We start from the raw sequence: 21,229 nt of genomic DNA on the forward strand, positions 1-21,229 counted from the left end.
GCCAACTGAGTAGGGTATCGTCTTGGGGCAGAAACTCGCCCGGCTGGACAGTGCCGACCGGGCATTGCTGCTGGAGACGTTTGAGCGGCTGGTCGAGCGCCTAGCCAAATCCTGAGTTAGGGCGCACCGGGTGCCGGTGTGGCGCCTTTACCTAGTTTGTTGGTTAACGGAGATGCCCGTGCTCGCGTTCCCCGTGGCTGGGCCACTGTTTGCGGTGCTGGTTCGGCAGTCGAATGTTCCCCTTCCTCCATCTGGGGGTAAAACTCCTCAAGCAGCATTGGCACCTCTTCATCCACTTCCTCGAACTGACCATTGCGCAGTAGCGCCCGTGCGACGGCTTCCATCTCGCTAATCGTCAGCCCAGCCTCATCATCCAGCAACGCTTCCTGCCGTGCCTGACAGACTGCCTCGGTCAGGGTCAGTTCATCGCGCAGGGTCAAATCCACGTAGTAGACCGGGGTACGGTAGGACTGGGTGGTGCTCTTGGCCCGCAGCCGTAAGGTCAGCGGCAGGTAGCGGGTCAGGCCACCGCTCACCGCCTCGAAGTACTTGAGCCGTGCCGCCAGGGTACGCACCGAGTTGTAGCCGGTGGTGCGAAAGATAAAGCTGCCGAGTTCATCCCCCTGTCCCTCCACAAACAGGTTCAGTCGTCCGTACAGCTTGCAGCCCTGCTGCTGGCCGTAAGGGCAGCGCTCCGGACCGGGGCAACTGACCTCCTCCATCTCTTGTGCCCCCACCCGTTTTGCCATCTCTCCATTGCCGACACAGAGCGGTCTGCCAGTTTGGCGGTCAAAGGCGCTGTACTCTGCTCGCAGGTTCAAATCGCTGTCATTGAACAGCACCCGCACCGGAATGGCGCGGATCTTGGCCTGCTCATGCCCTTGAGCGAACTGCTGATGCAAGGGATGGAGCAACCATCCCCCCTTCTGCTGGACCTGGGTGGTGAGGGTGAAACTGTCATCCTTCTCCGGCACCCATTTCCCCTCTTTCTGTACCAGCCTACCGATACAGATCCGCCCGATCACGGGCGGGGTAATCGCTAGTCCTTTGATCATGGTGTGTGTCTCCTGGCAGTGTGAACTGCCTGAATGGTGAATCGGCGTGAGCCGGGCACCGGTTTGACGTAGTGGCTGAGCAGGTCGGGATGATCCTGACCGAGCCGGTCCAGATCGGGCGCCAGCCGATCCTTGCTGCGTTTCCAGGTGATCTTGCCGTCGGCAAAGAGTCCCGCAGTGGCCTCGCCCAACGTGGCCTGTAGCCGCTGCTTGATCTGCGATTCGCGTAGCTCCACTTCCTCCTTGTGCTCACGCAGATGCAGCAACTCCCCGAACAGCTGGTTGAACTCGGGCGAATCGGAGAGATCGACGGTTTCCCCGTCATCGCGGGGAAATAGCCAGGCTAGCGCCGAGCCTGCATCTTCCGAGCCATCGGGATCGGGTTGCTGGTCACTCGTGACCTGATGCCAGAACTGCGCTTCTCGTTCGGTGAGATCCCGGATCTTCTCCTCGTCGCGCTCGATGCGGTAAATCCGAAAATCCTGACCCCCGATGAGCACCGCCACTTCCGCCCAGGCATGACCGGTGACGGCCAGCTGATGCAGTACCTGACACTGGTAGGCGACCGGCACGCCTTCCTCCCATTGCGGCGCACTGTGATAGCTGGCGGTTTTGATTTCGAGGATGCCGGGGCCGTCGGGGTGGCCCACCACCTCCCGGTCGAGATTGGCGAGCATAAACAGATGCTCCGGGTGCTGGAGTACCGCATTGACCCGACGCACCCGATAACCAGTGCGCTTGGCGTAGACCTGTGCCAAGACCGGTTCGAGCTCGATACCCCACAACACAGCTTCTTTGTGGGAGATATCTTCCGGCTCCTTGCGCCCGGTTTTCTCCAGCCACAGCGACAGCGGGCACTTATAGGGCGAGAGGCCCACCGCCACGGCGGCATCGGACGAGCCGAGCCCCAGCTTGCGGATCGCCAACCACTGTTCGCGAGAGAGGTCGGTGGTGGAGGCTAAACGAATGGCCTGACCGTATTTGGCTTTTGCTTTCATCATTGCTCCTTGTCGGCGGCATAAACATTCCCGCCCGGATTGGCTTATACCAGTCCGGGTAAGGGGATTTTTGCTATCTGATGGAATGAAAAAGAGGCTGCAAATGCAGCCTCAGGATAGGGGTGTTGAAGAGCGATCTACATTGGTAGATGCCTGTTATCGGGTCGTCGCAACGGCGTCAGACGTTGAATCCGATGTGTCGTCCGGTTGGCAACTCGACATCCACACGCAGCTTGCCGCCCATGGCTTCGACATAGCGTTTCATGGTGGATAGCTTGATATCACTGCCACGTTGCTCCATCGCCACGACGGCAGGCTGACTGACACCGAGTGCCTTGGCCAACTCAACCTGCGACACCTCCAGCTCTTCGCGTAACGCCTGTATACGCACCTCCAGCAACAGCTCGTTAGCCATTTCCTGGATGCGCTGCTGACTCTCTTCTGAACGGGAGGCCAGCAAATCGTCTAGTGTTCTTCCCATTACTTTTCCTCCAACTCAGCCAGATGCCTAGCGTACTGCGCCTCAGCCAACGGCAGCATCTCTTTGTAAAATCGCTTCTCGTTCCCGCCCTTGTTGCCAGCACACAGCACTATGGCTTGTCGCAACGAATCAAAGGCGAAGAATGCACGTAGCGGCTCCCCCTGATGCTGCACCCTCAACTCTTTCAAGTTCGTAAAACGCGAGCCCTTGATGGTATCGACCAGGGGACGTCCTACCGATGGGCCACCCTGCGCCAAGGCGAGTAGCCCAGCCAAGACTTTCTCCTGTGTCGCGTCATCTTGCACATCAAACCAAGCATCAAACAGCTCAGTCGTTTTTACTGTCCACATAGCGCACCAATATAATCTTTAGTTTATATTCTAGATGGGTACGGCCATTACTGCAACAGATTGAGGGCCCGGTTCAATGCCTGGGTTTTGAGCTGCGCTCCTTGTCCGAACCAGGCGGAGTCGAGCCGGTGATCCTGACTACGGGCACGGCGATGGTGATCCACGTACTCGGTCACCGCATTAACCAGCCCCCAGGCGGTATTGCGGGAGCTCGATAAATCAGACCCCATCCCGGCGCCCTGATAGAGCTCGTACAGGCGCTGCACAGGACGAGTGAGGATGATGTTTTCGTCATCCAGCGGTTGGGCCAGCAGGTCGCTAAAGAAGCGCAGGGCCTCTTCAGGAGCGACCGGGCGCTGCGCCAATGCCTTGGTCTGGGCTTTGAACTCATCCCAATGGGAGAGGCCGAGTCCCAGCGACTCTTTCACCGTAGCCGCATCGAACTGGGTGGAGTGGGGGACCTTGATCGCCCCGCTGCTGTCGCGTAGCGCCATCTGTAGGGTGTTATTGCAGACCACTCGCAGGGAGGTGAACTGCGCTGTGGTACAGAGGGTGCCATCGCAACTGGTGGCGAGCAGCAGGTAAGACTTCACCACATCCCCACCCTTGAGTTTCATATCCTGGCCGGTACGGGCCAGCGCCCACAACTTGCGACCGCCTTTGAGCGAACCAGCCGTTTCCAATTCAAAGCCACCGGCTTCCACTAGATCCTGATAGAAGTGCAGCACTTCGTGGGGTTGCACAACGTTATAGCGCTGGGAGACTACCGACAGGGGGGCGAAGGTATCGGAGCGATAAAGCACCTTGCTATCGCTGTAGGGACGGATATGTAGGGCATCGGAAGCCACGTTAAACATCACGTCGCTCTGCTCGATGGTCCAGTCCATCCCGGCAGCTTGCAGCCAGATATCGAGCGATTGCTGTGCGGGTAATAGATTGCCGAGGCCGTGCCAGGGCGTCTGGCCGGTATAGGCCATGGTGTCGATGAGGTGAGCCATATAAAAATCTCCAATGAAAAAGGGGCTGACAAAGCAGCCCCGGTAGGTGTTCATGGCAATGATATATAACTGAGATTTTTTTAGACTGACCCACAGTACCAAACTGTGCGACTGTCGTTGGGGAAGGTGGTCTCCTTCTTCCAAAACAAGATCTAACCGATCTTCCCCCGACTTCACCTAACGTTCATTTATTATCTGAATTCGCGTCCTCAGTGACCGTACTCCCCATACGTTTAACGATACCGGCTATTTGTGCCGATATCGTGCCGATGTCTCTAGCATACTGGGCCCAAAAACCGCCAACTCTTCCTTTTTCAACCGCAGTCGTTTCGTTGTAGATACCTTTTACATCTTTGAATGTGGTTAAAGCATCTTGAGCGGCAAGTTTGAGGGTTCGGCGAAGGCTTTCGCATTCATTTGCTAGTCTTTCCAGTTCTGAAGTGTCAAACATTTGATCAGATAACGGGAATGCTTTGTCAATGCGGTCGAATAGGGCCGTTCCACCTATTTCCAATGCATCAAGTTTGAAGGCGTCAAACTCATACTTACGGTTATCCAACAGCGCAATATCGGCATCGATGGCCGCTTTGTATGCGTCAAAAACAGCATCAAGTTTGCGGGTTACCTTCCCGATTACGTCTACCCTGCGGTTGATCGAGCGCAAGAATTGGTCGAGGGTAAGCCCACTGGATGGATAGTCTTTCTGGCGAATGGATGAGTAGGCGCTCATTCCTGCGTAATCGATCCCAGCAAAACTTAGATCCTCGGCAACTTGCTCCATGATCTGCAGAATATCTGTCTGGGACTTCACATCAGCCTTGTTCAATACGATATATAGCGACTCCCCACGAAACGGCGTAGATTCGATGAATTCGATATCGGACTGGTCAATAGTCCCTGCCGGGTCAAGGCCGATGACCCAGACCAGAGCCGATGCTTGATTGACCAACGAGGCTGCCGTGCCACGGTCTGCAGCAGTCCCACCAGATGAGCCTGGGTTATAGCCTGGCGTATCGATAATGCATAGATTTTCAAACAGATCCTCATTCATCGGCACCTTGACGCTGATAAAGGGCAAGATGCGGCGTAAGTCAAAACCGAAGGCCTGGACATATTCATGGCTCATGGACGCATACAGGTTTGGCTCTAGATCGAGAGATCCACCATTGTACGAGTTGCCCTTGATCTGGGTTTCTTCGGAACACACCACGTAGCTGGGTACGACTGTCACCGGGTTGATACCTGTTGCCAGCTTTACGTTCGGATCACAGATGAAGCTGTTGACGAACGCCGACTTACCGCTGCTGAAACCGCCGGCAATGCTGAGGATGGTCTTGCCAGCAATGCTCGGGAAATTGTTAATCATCCGCATCTCGGCGAGGACCGACTGCATATCGAGCACGGCCTGTGCTTCATCGGCCAACGACGATTCACGGTTGGCGAACTCCATGTAGTCGTGGTTTATCAGTTCTGCGAACTTGTCCAGTGACACATTGGCAGCTGGTTGCTGGGCTAGGATCTTGCTCACCAGAGTAAACTTTTCAGTGAGTGACAAGTGCTGTTTGTTTATGTTGGTATAGCTATCTTCTAGGTGCTGGTGAGAGGACTTGAGCTGTTCTGCTAAGTTTTCTAGCAAACTGACGCTCTGCTCCTTGGACAGTAACTGGTTTCGGTTATCTTCCAGAAATACCTCAAGCTCGGTTATCTGCTTCAGCGCTTGAACCTCGCGTTGTTCGAGATCTCTGATATGGGTCTTAGTCTGTGCCAGTGCCAGCATGGTTTTTTGCAGCCTGCTTTTTTCCTGTTCAAGAGTCTGGGTGGTCGAGGTCAACTTGGCGATTTCAGTCTGCAACTGATCGGCGAGTGATTTGTTGCTTGATTGCAGAAGCGCAATTTCGTCGTTCTGCTGCGTGCACTGAGTCGCTAACTGCTGGTTGGTGCCGAATAACCTGTCCAATTGTTGCTGGGCATCAACCAAATGCCCTTGAAGTTCAGCCGCCAGTTTCTTGCGTTTGAACTGCCAGAATCGGGAGAGAGACGCCAGTGTTGGCAATGCCTGTTCATTGATGAGTGGTGGGAGGCTCACAGTGTTACCTCTTCGGTTTTGCGTGCCAGGCGTTCAAGTCTGTCGATGGTTTGCGCTGCGTTGGCGACCTGATCCTTGAGTGTATTGATCCGGTGTTGGACCTCATTCACGAAGGAGTCGGAAATTGTAGCGGGTGCTCTGCGCTCAATATCATTAATGAACGAACTGATCTTGCTTTTGACCTTACTGCCCAATGAACCGACAAAGTCATCGGCTGCATCTTTGAACAGCTCGGCTTCGTTGCCCTTGAGCGTGCCTCTGCTCTTCAGACTGTCAGGCAAGGGGATACTCAGGTCGAAGTCGTCGTCTGGAATAGCTTGGATGACCGAAATAATCGCAAGCTTGATCATTTGCGGGTTGGCATCTTTCTCAAGCACTTCACGAATCTTGGGGGTGAGTGTTCGAGCCAGATCTTCATTCAGTACGCGATGAGAATGCTCAACTGCGGAACTCAATTCATCCTGAATATCGTTCATGAACTCTTCTATCGTGGACACGACCTGACTACTGATTATCTTGGCGCGAGTGACCGTTTTTTCCGTTTTGCCGCCACCCCAAAGTTTCCGAGCCAACCAACTGCCAATTCCGTCGTTATCGACGATATAGGTGTCAGTGTACGTGCCTTCTGCCGCTTGGATAGTGGACTGTGTGTCACTGAGTAGCTGGGCGGACTTATTGCGCATGTTGTCACGCAATTTCTGGCGATAGTCAGCCATGATGTACTTGAAACTGACATCCAACTCCAGAGATAGGTCCAATCGTTTCGACTCCAGAGAAACACGCTGTTCCTCCAATTGCTCGACATTGGCATTTTTGATTTGCAGAATTTGGTTACGCGCAAGATTGATGATCAGTGCCTTGAATGCTTCCAGGTTCTTCTGTTTGCGTAGAAGCAAGCTGCTGATTTTCTCGCGGGTGATTTCAGTTTTTTTCTCACGTACCTTTGCAAGTAAGGTTTGGACCGCATCGATGTTGGCCAACTTGCCCAGACTGTTCAATGTCAGCGCTTGGTTATCCCGTGAAAAGAAATCCGGATAATTTGTGCTCAGATTCTCCCAAGTCACCTGCTCGTTAGAGTCCCAGGTGTCGGGCATGCCGAAGCGGCGATTTAGGCTGTGGCACAAACCGGAACTGTGCAGCAGGTTGCAATGTACCGTTTTGATCAAATTATCAAATACCGACCCTACTTCCGGGCTACTCAATTTGAGGTCTGTGAGGGTACTTAGCGCCCGTGTCGAAAGTTGGGTGCGGATGGCCTCCACTGCATCGTGCAGGCGCGTACGTTTTTCACTGCCGTACAGTTGTGTATCGATCTGGCTGGCGACCAGCACCAGTTCCTGGATGCCCTCCTTCTGGGTAATACGGCCCATCACTTCAAGATCTTGTTCATTAAGGAACTGCCCGGCTGGACTAACAATGAATACCACGTCGCAAGTCTTCAACAGTTCGACGGTACGCTCTTCACGCGATTGCACAGGGTCGTTCATGCCAGGGGTATCGATGATGCAGATATCGCGCAGTGCATCTAGCGGCATGGCAACATGCACGGTCTTAGTGAATGGCATGAAAGTGCCGTTGGCACCTACGTAATTGTGTAATCTGTCAGCTAACTCTTTCGGGTTACTGGCCTCTATCTCACTCTGCAAATACAACGTGGTCGGATCGAGGCCGGAATCCTTCATGCGCTGGTATTGATCGTGTGCTGCAAAAAGACCCTCTTCACGTTGCAACTCGCTGAAGGCTTTTTTACCAGCCATCTGTGTCAGTTGCTGCATATCGATGGGCGTTCCATTGGCCTGAAGGCTGCGGCGCTTTACCAGTTCCTCCAAGCACTCGTGCCTGCGCACGGCCAGCCGTTGTTCAAATTGATCGGACTTGAATTTTATCGCTGCTATGTCCGTTTCGTTGTAGAACTCGACCTTGGCCTTGAACACTTCCCCCCAAGTGATGGTGGTCAGCGCTGCTGTCATGGGCGTGGCGGCTTTGGGTAGAATTGGCTCGCCATCGAAAATCAAGGCATTGAGCAAAGATGACTTGCCAGCCTTCACCCGGCCAACAATACCGATATTCATCAACCGGTTCTTGTCCTGCAGTACTTGGCATGCTTGCGCGAGCTGCAGCGGTTCGTCAATGCCGTTAGTCCGTTTGAACTGCTCAATTTCACGTGCAAACAGATCCTGATTACTTTCTGCGAGTACGTGTAGGTTTTCGCTAAAAGCGACAAGAGTTTGGTAATTCATGAGGTCGTCCGTCTTACTTGTACAGGTGTTCATTTGCAGCGGCTTTTATGGCGTCAGCAAGGCTTTCCAGTGCCGCGCTTTTTTCGCCAATTTCGGCTTCACGCTGCAAGTTTTCCTTGGCAATGGTGTCAACAACATGTTTTTGTTTGGCGATCTGTTCTTCAAAGCCATCGCCGATCTTCTTCAGCATGGCGCTGAGCTGTTCGTCGATGATTGCCGGAATCTTTCCACGTAGTTCTGCCTTGATGCTGGGGAATATTTCACCGGTAAGTTTTTGGCGGAATTTCTCGCGCTGGTTGCCGCCGGCATTGAGCATCTTGAGGATTTCTGGCAGAAAGATGATTACCAGTTCAACCAATGGGTTGACCACGGTGGTGGTGATGGCTAGCACGGTTGAAAGGCTGCGGTAGAGTGTGGCGCCTTTGTTCTCGTCATTCTCGGCCCGAGCATTCAGGCGCGTGGACCAGTCGTTGAACATTTCAGTCGAACGTTCCAACGAGAACTTGACCTTGCTGGAAAGCTCTTCGCTCCAACTGCCATTGATGTCGAGTGTAGCCATTTGGCTGCTAATGGAACTCAGGTTATTGGCAATCCGGTCCACTATGTTGACGGAGATATCTTGAACTTCAGATTTGATGGTGCTGGCCAAGCTGTTACGGATAATATCGGAAAGAGCGTTCGACAGGACGCTAGGGTTATTGCTGTTGCCTAGCGTGACCAGCTCTTCTAAGGACCCATTAAGGGTATTGTCCAAACTGCGCAGACTGCGATCGAGCATTTTACTCGAATAGCGCTCCTTTAGGTCCGACTCTACATCCTTCCGCTGTTCTAACAGTTTTTGCAAAGCTTGTTCGAGTGCGTGCGCGGCCTGTTCGTTTTCGGCCTTGTCCCTTTTCAGAAGGCTGAGCGCTAGGTTGATCTGCGACAATACGTCAAAGTTTTGGTCTTTGAGGATGTCGAGGAACAGGTGCGAAAAAAGAGTGTCTGGCCGCAATGCGCTTAGCGCATTCTTCAGTTCGTCACTGATCTGGTTGCCGAGGGTAAGACTGCGGTAGTGCTCTCCGAAATACACCCCGAGCTGATCATCAACATATGCTTGTACTTCTTTCACCTGATCGGCCGCACGCAGGTTGCACTTGCTCAACAGGAAGGTGAACTCGGTATTGTAGGTTTTCAGATCATCAAGTTTGCGTAGCATTGACTGCGTGATATTGCCATCTTCAATGCTGGTTAACACCACAAAGTGCACACCACGCGGCAGGTAGTAAGCAATTGCCTTGTTGTGGTTTTCCAGCGAAGATCCAAACCCAGGCATGTCAACCAATACCAGTGGTGCAATATTTTTCAGCGCTTCACTATCGAGATACAGCCGTAAGTGTGAAAACTCGCTAGAGCGACAATTGATGGAGTTCAGCGCTTCGACAGGCAGGTGCTCCTGTGTACCATCGGGTTTGATTGCTAATAAATAAGGCTCATTGGAGTACCTTAACTCTGTCGCCAGTTCGGTTTCCGGGGCAATCCCTACCGGCAGGATTTCAGTACCTATCAATGCGTTTAACACCGAGCTCTTACCTGCACTGAAGGCCCCTATGACGGGGACCACCAGTTCAGTTTCCATCACTTTCTGAAGTAAGGAATGATCGAATGAAAATTCTTGGCCGTTAAGCAACCCTTCCATTTTTTTCAAATAAATTGCGAATTCTTTTTGGCTCTCAAGCATGGTGGTAATCCTTCACGTACTGATGATTGGCGTGGAACTAGGTGGATCTCGTACCGAAAGTCCTTAGATGTTGATGTATCTGCTAGCCTTTGCTAGCAGTGCGGCAAGTACCCTTGCTCGTGAAATTTGTAGATCTGGGCTACCGCATTGCGGGCATTTTTGAAACCAGTCTCCTGAGTGCAGAGCATCACTGGTTGGGGCAGTGGTTTTACTCCAAGAGCATCGAGTGCACTTGAAAGTCATGGGAGGGGGAGGCAAAGGCATATGTACGTCCTTGTTTATTAAGGAACCGTGGCAGTATTTCTGCTATCGGCCTTGTTTCCGTAATCTTGACGACCGAATGGTGCTTCTAAAAAAGAGGGGAACACCAAATCCCCTTCCATATCAGTACCATTGGTAAGTCGCTATTACCAATAGCGAGGGCTCCGGCGGGCGAGTTGCGTATTCCGGCGAAGTTGAACAGCCATTCCGGCCAACGTGAACACCCTGATCCTTAACGCGCTCACGTCACCCCGTTTCTAACTCGAGTGTTCAGATTGGGTCAACTCACTTCTCCTCTTTCTCATCGATTCTCCCTTCAGTGACAGCCGGTGAGCGTTGTGCATCAGCCGGTCCAGGATCGCATCTGCCAGAGTGTTGTCCCCCAAGCTCGCGTACCACTCTTCCGTTGGCAGCTGACTGACCACGACCGTCGAGTATTTCCCGTACCGATCATCCATGATCTCCAGCAGGGCGTTGCGCTGCTCGGCATTCACCGCTTCCAGTCCCCAGTCATCCAGGATCAGCAGCTCTATCCTTGCCAGTTGACCCAGCAGTCTGGCGTAACTGCCATCTACCTTGGCCTGGCTCAGCTCAAGTAGCAGACGCGGCAGCCGGTAGTAACGAGTGCTGTGCCCCTGCTGACAGGCTTGGTAGCCCAGCGCACAGGCTAGGTAGGTTTTTCCGCAGCCACAGGGGCCGGTAATGAGCAGGTTCTGGCCCCGGCGCAGCCACTCTCCTTGGGCCAGGTTTGCCACCTGTGACCGCTCCAGGTTGCGTGCAGACTGGTAGTCCACCTCTTGCACCGTGGCCTGGAGTTTGAGCCTCGCCTGCTTGACCAGCCGAGCTTGTTTACGCTGCTCCCGGCTCAGTTGTTCGTGTTCGACCAGCAGGCTTAGCCGCTCGATGAAGGGCAGCCCTTCGTAGGTACTTGCCTGTTCCAGTTGTTGTTGCACGGCATCCGCCATGCCGGTCAGTTTCAGGTGTCTCAAGCGGGTCAGCGTTTGTTGGGTCATGGGACGTATCCTCTTTAGTGGAAGCTCTGGGGGCCACGGATGTTCTCGTGCTCTTGCGGTAACTCTGGGTAGCTCAGCGGGCTTGCGGGCAGTTGGTCGCGGCCACTGGTCAGCACCGACTTGAGCTGTTTGAGTCGCACCAGACCTTCCCGGTTGGCCAACTGGCAACAGGCTTCAACCCGTGATGGCGGATATTCCCGGCTAAGACTCAGCAGCCCCAGGCAGAGTCGGTATGCCTGCTCGGCATGGGCTTTCTCTTCCAACCGTTCGCTAACCCAGCACAAGGTGCTCGGTCCGATGTCAGCAGCCCACTGTTTAAGACGCCCTGGGGTCCAGCGTTGCTGCTTGCTGTGACGTTCCGGCATGTGCTCAGGGAGTGTGCTCATCCCCGGGATGGTTTTACGCGGATGGCTCGCGACCAGCTGTTGCTGGTGATAGACCTGAAGCAGTGTGTCGCCTGCATGGAGCTCCAGTTGCTGACCCACATACTGGTGTGGCACCGAGTAATGGTGCTGCTCATAGCTGACGTGATAGTCGATGTTGACCTTGACCGTTTTGATGGCGACATAGCGATAGGGATGCACCGGCAGTGGTCCCAGTGCCGGGCGGTCCAACTGCTCAAATGCGTCACGTCGGTTACCGGGCAGTTGCTTGAACGGACGCTCGTTGAGTTCGTTCAGCAAGGCACGGATGCACTGGTTGAGTTCGGCAAGCGAGAAGAAGGTCTGATGGCGTAGACGGGCCAGGATCCAGCGCTCGACGATCTGCACACCCACCTCTGCCTTGGCCTTGTCCTTGGGCTTGTAAGGACGAGCTGGCATCACCGCCACCTGATAGTGCTCGGCCAACTGCTGGTAGCTGGGGTTGAGCTCGGGATCGTATCGGCAAGCCTTGCTGACACCGCTCTTGAGGTTGTCGGGGATCAGCAGTGCCGGTGTCCCGCCGAAAAACTCAAAGGCACGGACATGGCTTTGCAGCCAGTCCGGCAGTGACTGTGACCAGGTGGCCTCGGCAAAGGTGTAGTTGGACGCACCGAGCACGGCGACAAAGACTTGTGCCTGACGGACCTCACCCGTAGTCGGCGACACGATGGGCACCGTGGGCCCGCAGTAGTCGATAAAGAGCTTTTCCCCCGCCTTGTGGATCTGGCGCATGGAGCGCTTTTGCAACTGACACCAGGACTTGTAACGGTCACAGAACTGGGAGTAGCTGTAACAGCTATTGGGATAGCGCTGGGTGTACTCCTCCCAGAGCAGCTGTTTGGAGACCCCCTTGCGCTTGAGCTCCTGATGGACAGAGGGCCAATCCGGCACAACATGGCGGGCCGAGATGGTGGTATCGGCCTGCGGATAGAACAGGGCAGCCAGTCGGCCATCATCAAGCTCGGTAGGTAAGGGCCAGGTAAGGCCGAGCGCCTGGGCACTTTTGAGGAGTTTCTGGATGGAGCCGACACTGACCTTGGTACAGATACTGATTTGGCGAACAGAGAGGTCAGCTTCCAGCCGCAGTCGCAGTACTTCACGAATTTTACGCATTGCAATCCTCTTGGCAGACATAGGCTCTTCCCTGGCAAAAGGGAGAGCGTATCAAAGGTTTTTAAATCAATGCGTTAAGGATGATTCCGGTGAATGTGAACAGTGATTCCGGGATGTTGAACACTGTTTCCGGAAAGGAGGGGCGAAGTGTTCAGGTTGAACCGGAATGAGCGTTCATATTGGTCCGGAAATGGTGTTCACGTTGAATCGGAATTGGTGTTCATGATCGGCCGGAATATGCACGAGTAACAGTGCAAGCCAGCGTCAGTAATGTGATGCAGATACCAAACTGCTGTTCAAAACGAATGCACGGCTTGCCAAGTTCGGCCTGCTACCTGTGGGTGGTTTACCACACAGCGATGGCGACCATCCCATTAACGCCGGCTTAACCTCATGCATACTGACGAAGTAATAATCGTGGCCTACCGGTACGAGGGAGGGCTACCGGGATCTCCATACGGCCAAAGGTGCGGCGACCTGCTGGGAGGGTCGCCAAGATCTGCTCATCGGACTTGGTCAGATAACCGAGAGCGTCCAGTAGTAGAGCCTGTTTGCCGGTATCGGCGTAATGCACCATACCAATCCCATCGGTCCCCCATTCCTGATACTGGACTCGCCGGCTATTGCAGTTGTAATAGTTCCCCTGCCCATCGGTGATGGTCTCCCACTGCTCCCCCAGCAATCGCCCCAGTGAGACATCCTGCTGATGCTCAGCCCCGTTGAAGATAAAGGTGAGATGGAAATGGAAACGGCGGTCGGCACCGTATTCTATCTTCCAGATATATCCCTTCAGGTGTTTGAATCGTCGCTGTATTACGTTCAAGTACTGACGTAGGTCATAGTTGGTGCTATCTACGGTTAATTGGTGATAATGGGCTTCGCGATACCCAATATCCAAGCGAATGAATAATAACTTTGCATGTTGAGCGAACAGGCTGTCGATATAGGTCGCTATGCTGCGCTGATTGCGTTTCTCAACGCGTCGAAGGTTATTGAGACGCTTACGGTGCGACTGAGTCTTGGACTCGCTTAGGAAGGCTTCCAAGGCGTTATTGATAGCATCTGCCAGTCTATGAGCAGTCTGGCTATTGAGAGAGCTCATCTTGGCGAGGTGTAGCCTTGGTACTGCTCGCATATAAGTCAGGAATAGCTCGATGGTAGGGTGGGCTGATGATATCTCGGTGTGGCAGTAGAAATAATCACACACGGTATCCAATACGTTAAAGAGGCAAGTCGATAATGGTCCATTCGAATATTCCGTATCTATATGCAACTCGCGGATAGGGGTATATGCCACGATGACGACTGGGAAAGTCGTATGCTGGAGTTTGCGTGACAGGGTCAGGATATCTAAGAGTCTAACAGTATTAAACATGATGGTCTCGCTTAGGCAGCGCTACCCCTACGCTGTGTGATAGTCACACGCGTATAGCGGGTATGGTTGCTCATAGTGGAATGTGGTTATGTATACGGGTGTAGTGGTATGCGGGTGTAGCAATAGGATACTTGGGTATCCATGGTGTTGGATGGTAATGCGTATCGTACGTAGTGTGTATGGTAATGAATGGTATTAAATAATATATAAACCTAAACTCTATACTCCTCAGAGAGGATGGCTAATAGTGAAAAACATATATAAGAAGAGATAAGTATTTCGATTGTGCTATCAGCAATAAAGTGGCTCAGATGGTAATGGGAAGTTAAGGAGCCTGATGGTGACTAAAAAGCGAATGACTCAGGACTGACTCCGAAGGATGAGCCAACGGTCAACGTCATGTTCAAACCAAGCATTGGATGATTTGCCAATTTTGAACGGTTTGGGAAAGGTGCAGTCATGGCGCGGTGACTTCGGATCGAGCCAGTCGTATATGGTTGACCGTGCCATACCAATCTTGGCGATGAGGTCTTTGGTGCGCAGGACTTTGATGGTGGTGCTCATGGTGTGCTCCTAATGACGTGGTGGGTTGTTTCATCAGAAGGACGGGCCAGTTAAAAAAAAACAGATTTCAACAGAGGCACCTTGTAAAATAGGCTTACAGAGGCAGTAATTAGCCTATATAGCAGCATCAAAACGTCAATGTATCTGTAAGCCTACACGAACTCAGATATCTGGTTGGCTTTCCGATAACAGGAGCAAGGAGGGTGGCCAGTCTTTTGGTCGAACGAGCTCGGTTCGCAAAAAAAGGGAATTGGACCTCTCTGAGGCAAGGTTGTTGTGACACCCAAGTTTTTTCATGAGCATAAAATCAGCCTGAAATCAACATGAAATAATCTATTTTTCTATCCTAAATCAACGAAAAATCGCCACTTCACATCGTAAAATCTACATAGTAATCTTCATTTCAGTGGGTAAGGTCACCCTTCCCTCACGATATGGTTCGCCCATTTAAGAGACTCTTACGGGTTAGATCGCAGGTTTGGTTGATGGTGAGGTTCAGATGGCAAAAGTGACATGGCATCCCAAAAAGGAAGAAAGAGAAATCACCTTTCTCTACCACGTTTTTTTAAATGGAGATGATCGACCGCGTAGAAGCGCGGCAATGGTAAGCATTGAAGATAAGGCAAGCAAGCTGGAATCATTTATATATAATGTCGTTGCTGATAGATACGAAAGACGAGAAAGAATGCTATTGGTAAACGAGTTAAAAAAAATAGGCTCATCTCTATATAGAAAGGATTTCGAAGAACAAAATGCAATAAAGACATTAATGTTGGATGTTTTCAACGCACATTGTTTGAGTGCGGACAGTTTTAGCTGGATTGATCCGGATAATGAGCGTCTATGCAATTTTGTTTGGTCTTATATTCTGACATCTATTTATAGGGGTGATGTCTTAGAATGTAAACAATCACTGAGCATAAAGGATGAAAAGCAGGGAACGAACGGTGAGCGACCTGAATCAGTAATAGAGCTCATTCCCCCACATAGAGAAAATGAATACGTCTACCTTGATTTTAAGTTACCACTTCACGTAACTAGTAGCCGAGAGAAGAGGGAATGCATAGTTCATTTCTTTGATTTATGGACAGCTTCTAGACGAAAAAAAGAACGACAATTGGAGTACTTTTCACATACTTGGGGCAAAATTAAAAACAAATCAAAGATGGAGGATTGGTTAATAAAGAACGAGGGGATGGCTGAATGGGCTTGGAACTATACATTCAAAACTTACCTTGCATTCACAGCACCCATTTGGCTTGATTTATCTGGGGTAAATAAAAGCAATAAAGCAAAGCAAGCTATGATTACTCTTTACGATCTGCTATCGACAGAACATCGCACCATACTAATGGCCTCGATAAGCAAGAGTGGGTCTGTGCAAAAAAATCGCATAAACTCAGAAGGTCGTAAGTCTATGAGTATTCCACTTTCCGAAGAGCGGAAAGAAATGCTAAAGAGGATTGCAAAGGATTCAAACCGCCGGATCTATCAGGTTGTAGAAGATATGATAGTTCAAGAATATCAGCGGCAATATTCACACTAAATATAGGTGGCCTAATAGGCCATCTTCTTATTTATTCACTGAAGAACTATATCTGTACACACTACACTAGCTATACAGACAGGGTAAAAAATAAATGGAGGTTACACCTAGTGTAACCTCCATAGACACAGTCTACAAATCGATCTGAAGAATAGGGCTGTTGCTCTTCTCCCCTACCCCACTTGCAGATGCACAATATTGTCTGCCGGTTTTTCTGATAGTTTCAAGATCCCTCCCCACAACTCCAGAGCCATTTTTTGCTCAGGTAACCGAACCGTATGAACATAGTGAGCCATTACACCAGGTAGAGCATGACCTAAAATTTGCTCCACGACATGAGGGGCAATCCCAGCCTCGTTTAGGCGGGTCGCCAAACTCCTTCGGAGATCGTGCCATGTCCAAGGGGTGCTATGCCCGATCCGTTTCCAAATCCCCCTTCCCCACTGGCTTACTGCTTCGGGACGTTTGAGCTCTCCCAATAGATACGGGGATGCTTGTTCTGCAGCTGCATGTAGTAGAGTCTTGATAGTGGGCAGAATAAAATCGGGTATTGGCCGCACGATCTTATTCCCTGTTTTTGAGTTGGACGCAGGAACTGTCCACGTACCTTCGACTAGATTCCATTCTTCGGGGGCTGATAGCCGAACTTCTTGAGTCCTTGCACCAAACGACAACAGAATCTTTGCCAAATTTCCGTAGTAGCAATATAGACCTAGCTTCTCAGCCCAATCCCATAGTGTTCGCAGTTCTTCTAGCGTCAGAACCCTATCTCGCTTACTCGCCTTTTGCCCAACATCAGCGACGGTCAAGTCATCCAACGCATTACTCACTGCAAACTGTCGGACACGGCAAAACTTCAGAGCATGCTTACAGTTTTGGAAACAATACCCACTAGCCACAGGTGCTACCTTCGAGTACTCGTCAAAGACGCTCAACCAGTGACGAGTATCACAGTCTGACAAGGGAAGATCTCCGATACGGGGATAGACCCACTTCGCAAATTGCTGTCGATGCTTCTCACTGTTCGACCTTTTCTTATCGGCGTGATGGCAAAGCCAATACTCGAGTGCATCTTTAACCGTAACAGGCTTAAGCCTTTCATCCTTCCCGATCCGAGTCATCAAGGCGGGATCATTGCCCTCTTCCAACCAAGCTCGACATTGCGCCGCCTTTTTCCTTGCTTCGGAAAGCGACAGCCCCCCCTCTTGGCCGGTATAGGAGCCCAGAGTTAGGTTTTTTGCCTTGCCTAAAATTCGATAGCGGTACACGAAGCTGACTTTTCCGCTATTCCTCCACAGAACAGATAGCCCATCCCTGTCTGCAACCTTTCTGGGCGTATCATCATCGTGACCACGCAGCATTGCTTTGAGTTTTGAATCTGAGATTGCCATTTTGAACCCACATTTGAACCCACACCTGTCTTATATCCCCTAAGATGACTTTAGACAAGAATGGAAGGTTAAATGATATAAATCAATTAGATATGAGCAAGTCACGGACGACATAAAACAGCATTAGACAAGTGGTGCGATAATACGGCATGAACTGATCCCGGTCATTCTGCTGCAGTGCAGACGAAGGCGTATCCCAGCGATGGGATACGCCTTTTTCTATGCCCGGAGTTTACCTGCTCACTCCACCGCCAACTTGATACCCAGACACACGAACAGCCCCCCCATCACGCGATTCAGCCAGGTGGCCACCCGGGCGGGCAATCGTACCTTGCGGCTTGCAAACGCGGTGGAAAACGCCAGCAGATGGCACCAGATCATGCCGTTGAGATTGAAGATGCAGCCCAGCACGATGAATGCCATCGCCTTTTGCGGTGAAGCGGGATCGATGAACTGGGGCACAAAAGCGAGAAAAAAGAGCGCCACCTTGGGATTGAGGACATTGGTGAGCAACCCCTGCCGGAAGATGCGCCCATAAGAGAGCGCAGGCAGCGCCACAGCCCCATCCACAGACGTTGAAGTGCAACTCCTCTGCCAGAGCATGGACACGCCGAGATAGACCAGATAGAGCGCCCCCATCAGCTTGATGACGGCAAACAGCTCGGCGGAGGCACTCAACAGGGCAGACAGCCCCAGCGCCGCCGCCAACACATGCACCATGGTACCTGTCCCGATACCCAATGCCGCCATGGACCCTGCACGCCATCCCTGGGAGCCGCTGCGCAGCATGATGAGCAGGGAGTCAGGCCCAGGCATCATGTTCAACAGCAGGCCAGAAACGACAAACAACGCCAGATCGTGGATCCCCAACATAGACAGCTCCTTATACATGAAAGAAACAGTCTATGGATCCTGAAGTACTTGTCACTCCCGTTTCCGGCGATAGTGATTATCAAGGAAGGGAATAGCGTTTGAGCCGGAGATACTTGACGCTCAACCTGGTGAGAAAGAGAGATTGAGCCGTTTGAAAGGCAGTGATACTGGCTGAATAGCAATGTTTATCGATGTAATAAACTGGATTTTGTGCATTAGCCAGACTTATTATCTAATAAATAAATTACAGGAAATAAAAAACCCCACTCGATTGAGCGGGGTTTCTTCTATTGGGTGCCTGGCAGTGTCCTACTCTCGCATGGCGAATGCCACACTACCATCGGCGCTACAGCGTTTCACTTCTGAGTTCGGCATGGGGTCAGGTGGTTCCACTGCGCTATTGCCGCCAGGCAAAATCTTAATCCAGAAAGCTGATGTGAATAACGACTTCGCTAGTGTGCGTTGTCATTACCACTGAATATGAGTAGTTCGTTCATTCGCTACAAGGCCCAGAACACTTCTTGGGTGTTGTATGGTTAAGCCTCACGGGTAATTAGTATGGGTTAGCTCAACGTATCGCTACGCTTACACACCCCACCTATCAACGTTGTGGTCTCCAACGGCCCTTTAGGACCCTCAAGGGGTCAGGGATGACTCATCTCAGGGCTCGCTTCCCGCTTAGATGCTTTCAGCGGTTATCGATTCCGAACTTAGCTACCGGGCAGTGCCACTGGCGTGACAACCCGAACACCAGAGGTTCGTTCACTCCGGTCCTCTCGTACTAGGAGCAACTCCCTTCAATCATCCAACGCCCACGGCAGATAGGGACCGAACTGTCTCACGACGTTCTGAACCCAGCTCGCGTACCACTTTAAATGGCGAACAGCCATACCCTTGGGACCGACTTCAGCCCCAGGATGTGATGAGCCGACATCGAGGTGCCAAACACCGCCGTCGATATGAACTCTTGGGCGGTATCAGCCTGTTATCCCCGGAGTACCTTTTATCCGTTGAGCGATGGCCCTTCCATTCAGAACCACCGGATCACTATGACCTACTTTCGTACCTGCTCGACCTGTCCGTCTCGCAGTTAAGCTGGCTTATGCCATTGCACTAACCTCCTGATGTCCGACCAGGATTAGCCAACCTTCGTGCTCCTCCGTTACTCTTTGGGAGGAGACCGCCCCAGTCAAACTACCCACCAGGCACTGTCCGCGGCCCAGATTCATGGGCCTGCGTTAGAACATCAAACATACAAGGGTGGTATTTCAAGGACGGCTCCAGCGCAACTGGCGTCACGCCTTCAAAGCCTCCCACCTATCCTACACATGTAGGTTCAATGTTCAGTGCCAAGCTGTAGTAAAGGTTCACGGGGTCTTTCCGTCTAGCCGCGGGTACACCGCATCTTCACGGCGAATTCGATTTCACTGAGTCTCGGGTGGAGACAGCATGGCCATGGTTACACCATTCGTGCAGGTCGGAACTTACCCGACAAGGAATTTCGCTACCTTAGGACCGTTATAGTTACGGCCGCCGTTTACCGGGGCTTCGATCAAGAGCTTCGCTTGCGCTAACCCCATCAATTAACCTTCCGGCACCGGGCAGGTGTCACACCCTATACGTCCACTTTCGTGTTTGCAGAGTGCTGTGTTTTTGATAAACAGTCCCAGCCATCTGGTCACTGCGACTCCCGACAGCTCCATCCGCAAGGGACTTCACCATCAAGAGCGAACCTTCTCCCGAAGTTACGGTTCTATTTTGCCTAGTTCCTTCACCCGAGTTCTCTCAAGCGCCTTGGTATTCTCTACCCGACCACCTGTGTCGGTTTGGGGTACGATGACTTGTAATCTGAAGCTTAGAGGCTTTTCCTGGAAGCAGGGCATCAATGGCTTCCGCACCGTGGTGCGTTCGTCTCGTGTCTCAGTGTTGTGTCTCCGGATTTGCCTAGAAACACCACCTACGCACTTTCACCAGGACAACCGTCGCCTGGCCCACCTAGCCTTCTCCGTCCCCCCATCGCAATTACAAGTCGTGCAGGAATATTAACCTGCTTCCCATCGATTACGCCTTTCGGCCTCACCTTAGGGGTCGACTCACCCTGCCCCGATTAACGTTGGACAGGAACCCTTGGTCTTCCGGCGAGGAGGCTTTTCACCCCCTTTATCGTTACTTACGTCAGCATTCGCACTTCTGATATCTCCAGCATGCCTCTCGACACACCTTCGCAGACTTACAGAACGCTCCCCTACCACTCACGCTTAGCGTGAATCCGCGGCTTCGGTGCCTGGTTTGAGCCCCGTTACATCTTCCGCGCAGGCCGACTCGACTAGTGAGCTATTACGCTTTCTTTAAATGATGGCTGCTTCTAAGCCAACATCCTAGCTGTCTGAGCCTTCCCACATCGTTTCCCACTTAACCAGAACTTTGGGACCTTAGCCGGCGGTCTGGGTTGTTTCCCTCTTCACGACGGACGTTAGCACCCGCCGTGTGTCTCCCGGATAGTACTTACTGGTATTCGGAGTTTGCATGGGGTTGGTAAGTCGGGATGACCCCCTAGCCCAAACAGTGCTCTACCCCCAGTAGTATTCGTCCGAGGCGCTACCTAAATAGCTTTCGGGGAGAACCAGCTATCTCCGAGTTTGATTGGCCTTTCACCCCCAGCCACAGGTCATCCCCTAACTTTGCAACGTTAGTGGGTTCGGTCCTCCAGTTGATGTTACTCAACCTTCAACCTGCCCATGGC

The 21,229-nt window shown here is 52.0% G+C and carries 15 protein-coding genes and 2 rRNA genes (1 of these 17 only partly in view); 1 reads left to right on the forward strand and 16 read right to left on the reverse strand.

Annotated features, from left to right (window positions below; all coding sequences use genetic code 11):
• Nucleotides 1-116 precede the first annotated feature (116 nt).
• The 12 genes from ACPW74_RS15760 to ACPW74_RS15815 all read right to left on the reverse strand — a co-directional run bounded on the left by ACPW74_RS15760 (nt 117) and on the right by ACPW74_RS15815 (nt 14,676).
• Nucleotides 117-1,055 (reverse strand): hypothetical protein, encoded by a 939-nt coding sequence (locus ACPW74_RS15760; protein WP_128313511.1) that lies wholly within the window; start codon nt 1,053-1,055, stop codon nt 117-119.
• Nucleotides 1,052-2,053 carry a YqaJ viral recombinase family protein gene (locus tag ACPW74_RS15765; RefSeq protein WP_128313512.1) on the reverse strand — a complete coding sequence of 334 codons (1,002 nt, stop codon included), beginning with the start codon at nt 2,051-2,053 and terminating at the stop codon, nt 1,052-1,054. Before ACPW74_RS15765 ends, ACPW74_RS15760 begins: the two co-directional genes overlap by 4 nt.
• Before the next feature lie 178 nt (nt 2,054-2,231).
• Entirely contained in the window at nt 2,232-2,534 is a 303-nt protein-coding gene (locus tag ACPW74_RS15770) for a helix-turn-helix domain-containing protein (protein ID WP_319915690.1), read from the reverse strand.
• Nucleotides 2,534-2,884, reverse strand: a complete 351-nt coding sequence (locus ACPW74_RS15775) for a type II toxin-antitoxin system RelE/ParE family toxin (RefSeq protein ID WP_199428734.1) — start codon at nt 2,882-2,884, stop codon at nt 2,534-2,536. The genes ACPW74_RS15770 and ACPW74_RS15775 overlap by 1 nt, the downstream gene beginning before the upstream one ends.
• A 47-nt stretch (nt 2,885-2,931) precedes the next feature.
• Nucleotides 2,932-3,882 (reverse strand): DUF932 domain-containing protein, encoded by a 951-nt coding sequence (locus tag ACPW74_RS15780; protein ID WP_319915689.1) that lies wholly within the window; start codon nt 3,880-3,882, stop codon nt 2,932-2,934.
• A gap of 184 nt (nt 3,883-4,066) precedes the next feature.
• Entirely contained in the window at nt 4,067-5,968 is a 1,902-nt protein-coding gene (locus ACPW74_RS15785) for a dynamin family protein (protein WP_319915688.1), read from the reverse strand.
• Nucleotides 5,965-8,208, reverse strand: coding sequence for a dynamin family protein (locus ACPW74_RS15790; RefSeq protein ID WP_319915687.1), 2,244 nt, complete (start codon nt 8,206-8,208; stop codon nt 5,965-5,967). Before ACPW74_RS15790 ends, ACPW74_RS15785 begins: the two co-directional genes overlap by 4 nt.
• A gap of 13 nt (nt 8,209-8,221) precedes the next feature.
• Nucleotides 8,222-9,928, reverse strand: a complete 1,707-nt coding sequence (locus ACPW74_RS15795; RefSeq protein ID WP_319915686.1) for a dynamin family protein — start codon at nt 9,926-9,928, stop codon at nt 8,222-8,224.
• Nucleotides 9,929-10,446: 518 nt separating this feature from the next.
• On the reverse strand, nt 10,447-11,202 hold the full coding sequence (gene istB / locus ACPW74_RS15800) for an IS21-like element ISAs29 family helper ATPase IstB (protein ID WP_000194037.1): 756 nt from the start codon (nt 11,200-11,202) through the stop codon (nt 10,447-10,449).
• Between the two features lie 14 nt (nt 11,203-11,216).
• A complete protein-coding gene (gene istA / locus ACPW74_RS15805) occupies nt 11,217-12,758 on the reverse strand; it encodes an IS21-like element ISAs29 family transposase (RefSeq protein WP_001274811.1) in 1,542 nt (513 codons plus the stop codon).
• A gap of 370 nt (nt 12,759-13,128) precedes the next feature.
• Nucleotides 13,129-14,112: a YagK/YfjJ domain-containing protein gene (locus ACPW74_RS15810; protein ID WP_425858327.1), complete on the reverse strand. Its 984-nt coding sequence runs from the start codon at nt 14,110-14,112 to the stop codon at nt 13,129-13,131.
• 360 nt (nt 14,113-14,472) lie between these two features.
• Nucleotides 14,473-14,676 (reverse strand): helix-turn-helix transcriptional regulator, encoded by a 204-nt coding sequence (locus tag ACPW74_RS15815; protein WP_319915543.1) that lies wholly within the window; start codon nt 14,674-14,676, stop codon nt 14,473-14,475.
• A gap of 499 nt (nt 14,677-15,175) precedes the next feature.
• Between ACPW74_RS15815 and ACPW74_RS15820 the strand changes: the two genes are divergently transcribed.
• On the forward strand, nt 15,176-16,222 hold the full coding sequence (locus ACPW74_RS15820; RefSeq protein WP_319915542.1) for a hypothetical protein: 1,047 nt from the start codon (nt 15,176-15,178) through the stop codon (nt 16,220-16,222).
• A 173-nt stretch (nt 16,223-16,395) separates the two neighbouring features.
• Here ACPW74_RS15820 and ACPW74_RS15825 read toward each other — a convergent pair whose 3' ends face one another.
• The 4 genes from ACPW74_RS15825 to ACPW74_RS15840 form a co-directional block, all read right to left on the reverse strand.
• Entirely contained in the window at nt 16,396-17,613 is a 1,218-nt protein-coding gene (locus ACPW74_RS15825) for a tyrosine-type recombinase/integrase (RefSeq protein ID WP_319915541.1), read from the reverse strand.
• 240 nt (nt 17,614-17,853) lie between these two features.
• On the reverse strand, nt 17,854-18,486 hold the full coding sequence (locus ACPW74_RS15830; protein ID WP_282414637.1) for a LysE family translocator: 633 nt from the start codon (nt 18,484-18,486) through the stop codon (nt 17,854-17,856).
• 296 nt (nt 18,487-18,782) lie between these two features.
• Nucleotides 18,783-18,897: ribosomal RNA gene (gene rrf / locus ACPW74_RS15835) — 5S ribosomal RNA — on the reverse strand.
• Nucleotides 18,898-19,018: 121 nt separating this feature from the next.
• A 23S ribosomal RNA gene (locus tag ACPW74_RS15840) occupies nt 19,019-21,229 on the reverse strand; it runs 678 nt beyond the window's last position.

The organism is Aeromonas sp. INTO2, from assembly GCF_049860605.1.
GTDB classification, from domain to species: Bacteria; Pseudomonadota; Gammaproteobacteria; order Enterobacterales; family Aeromonadaceae; genus Aeromonas; species Aeromonas caviae.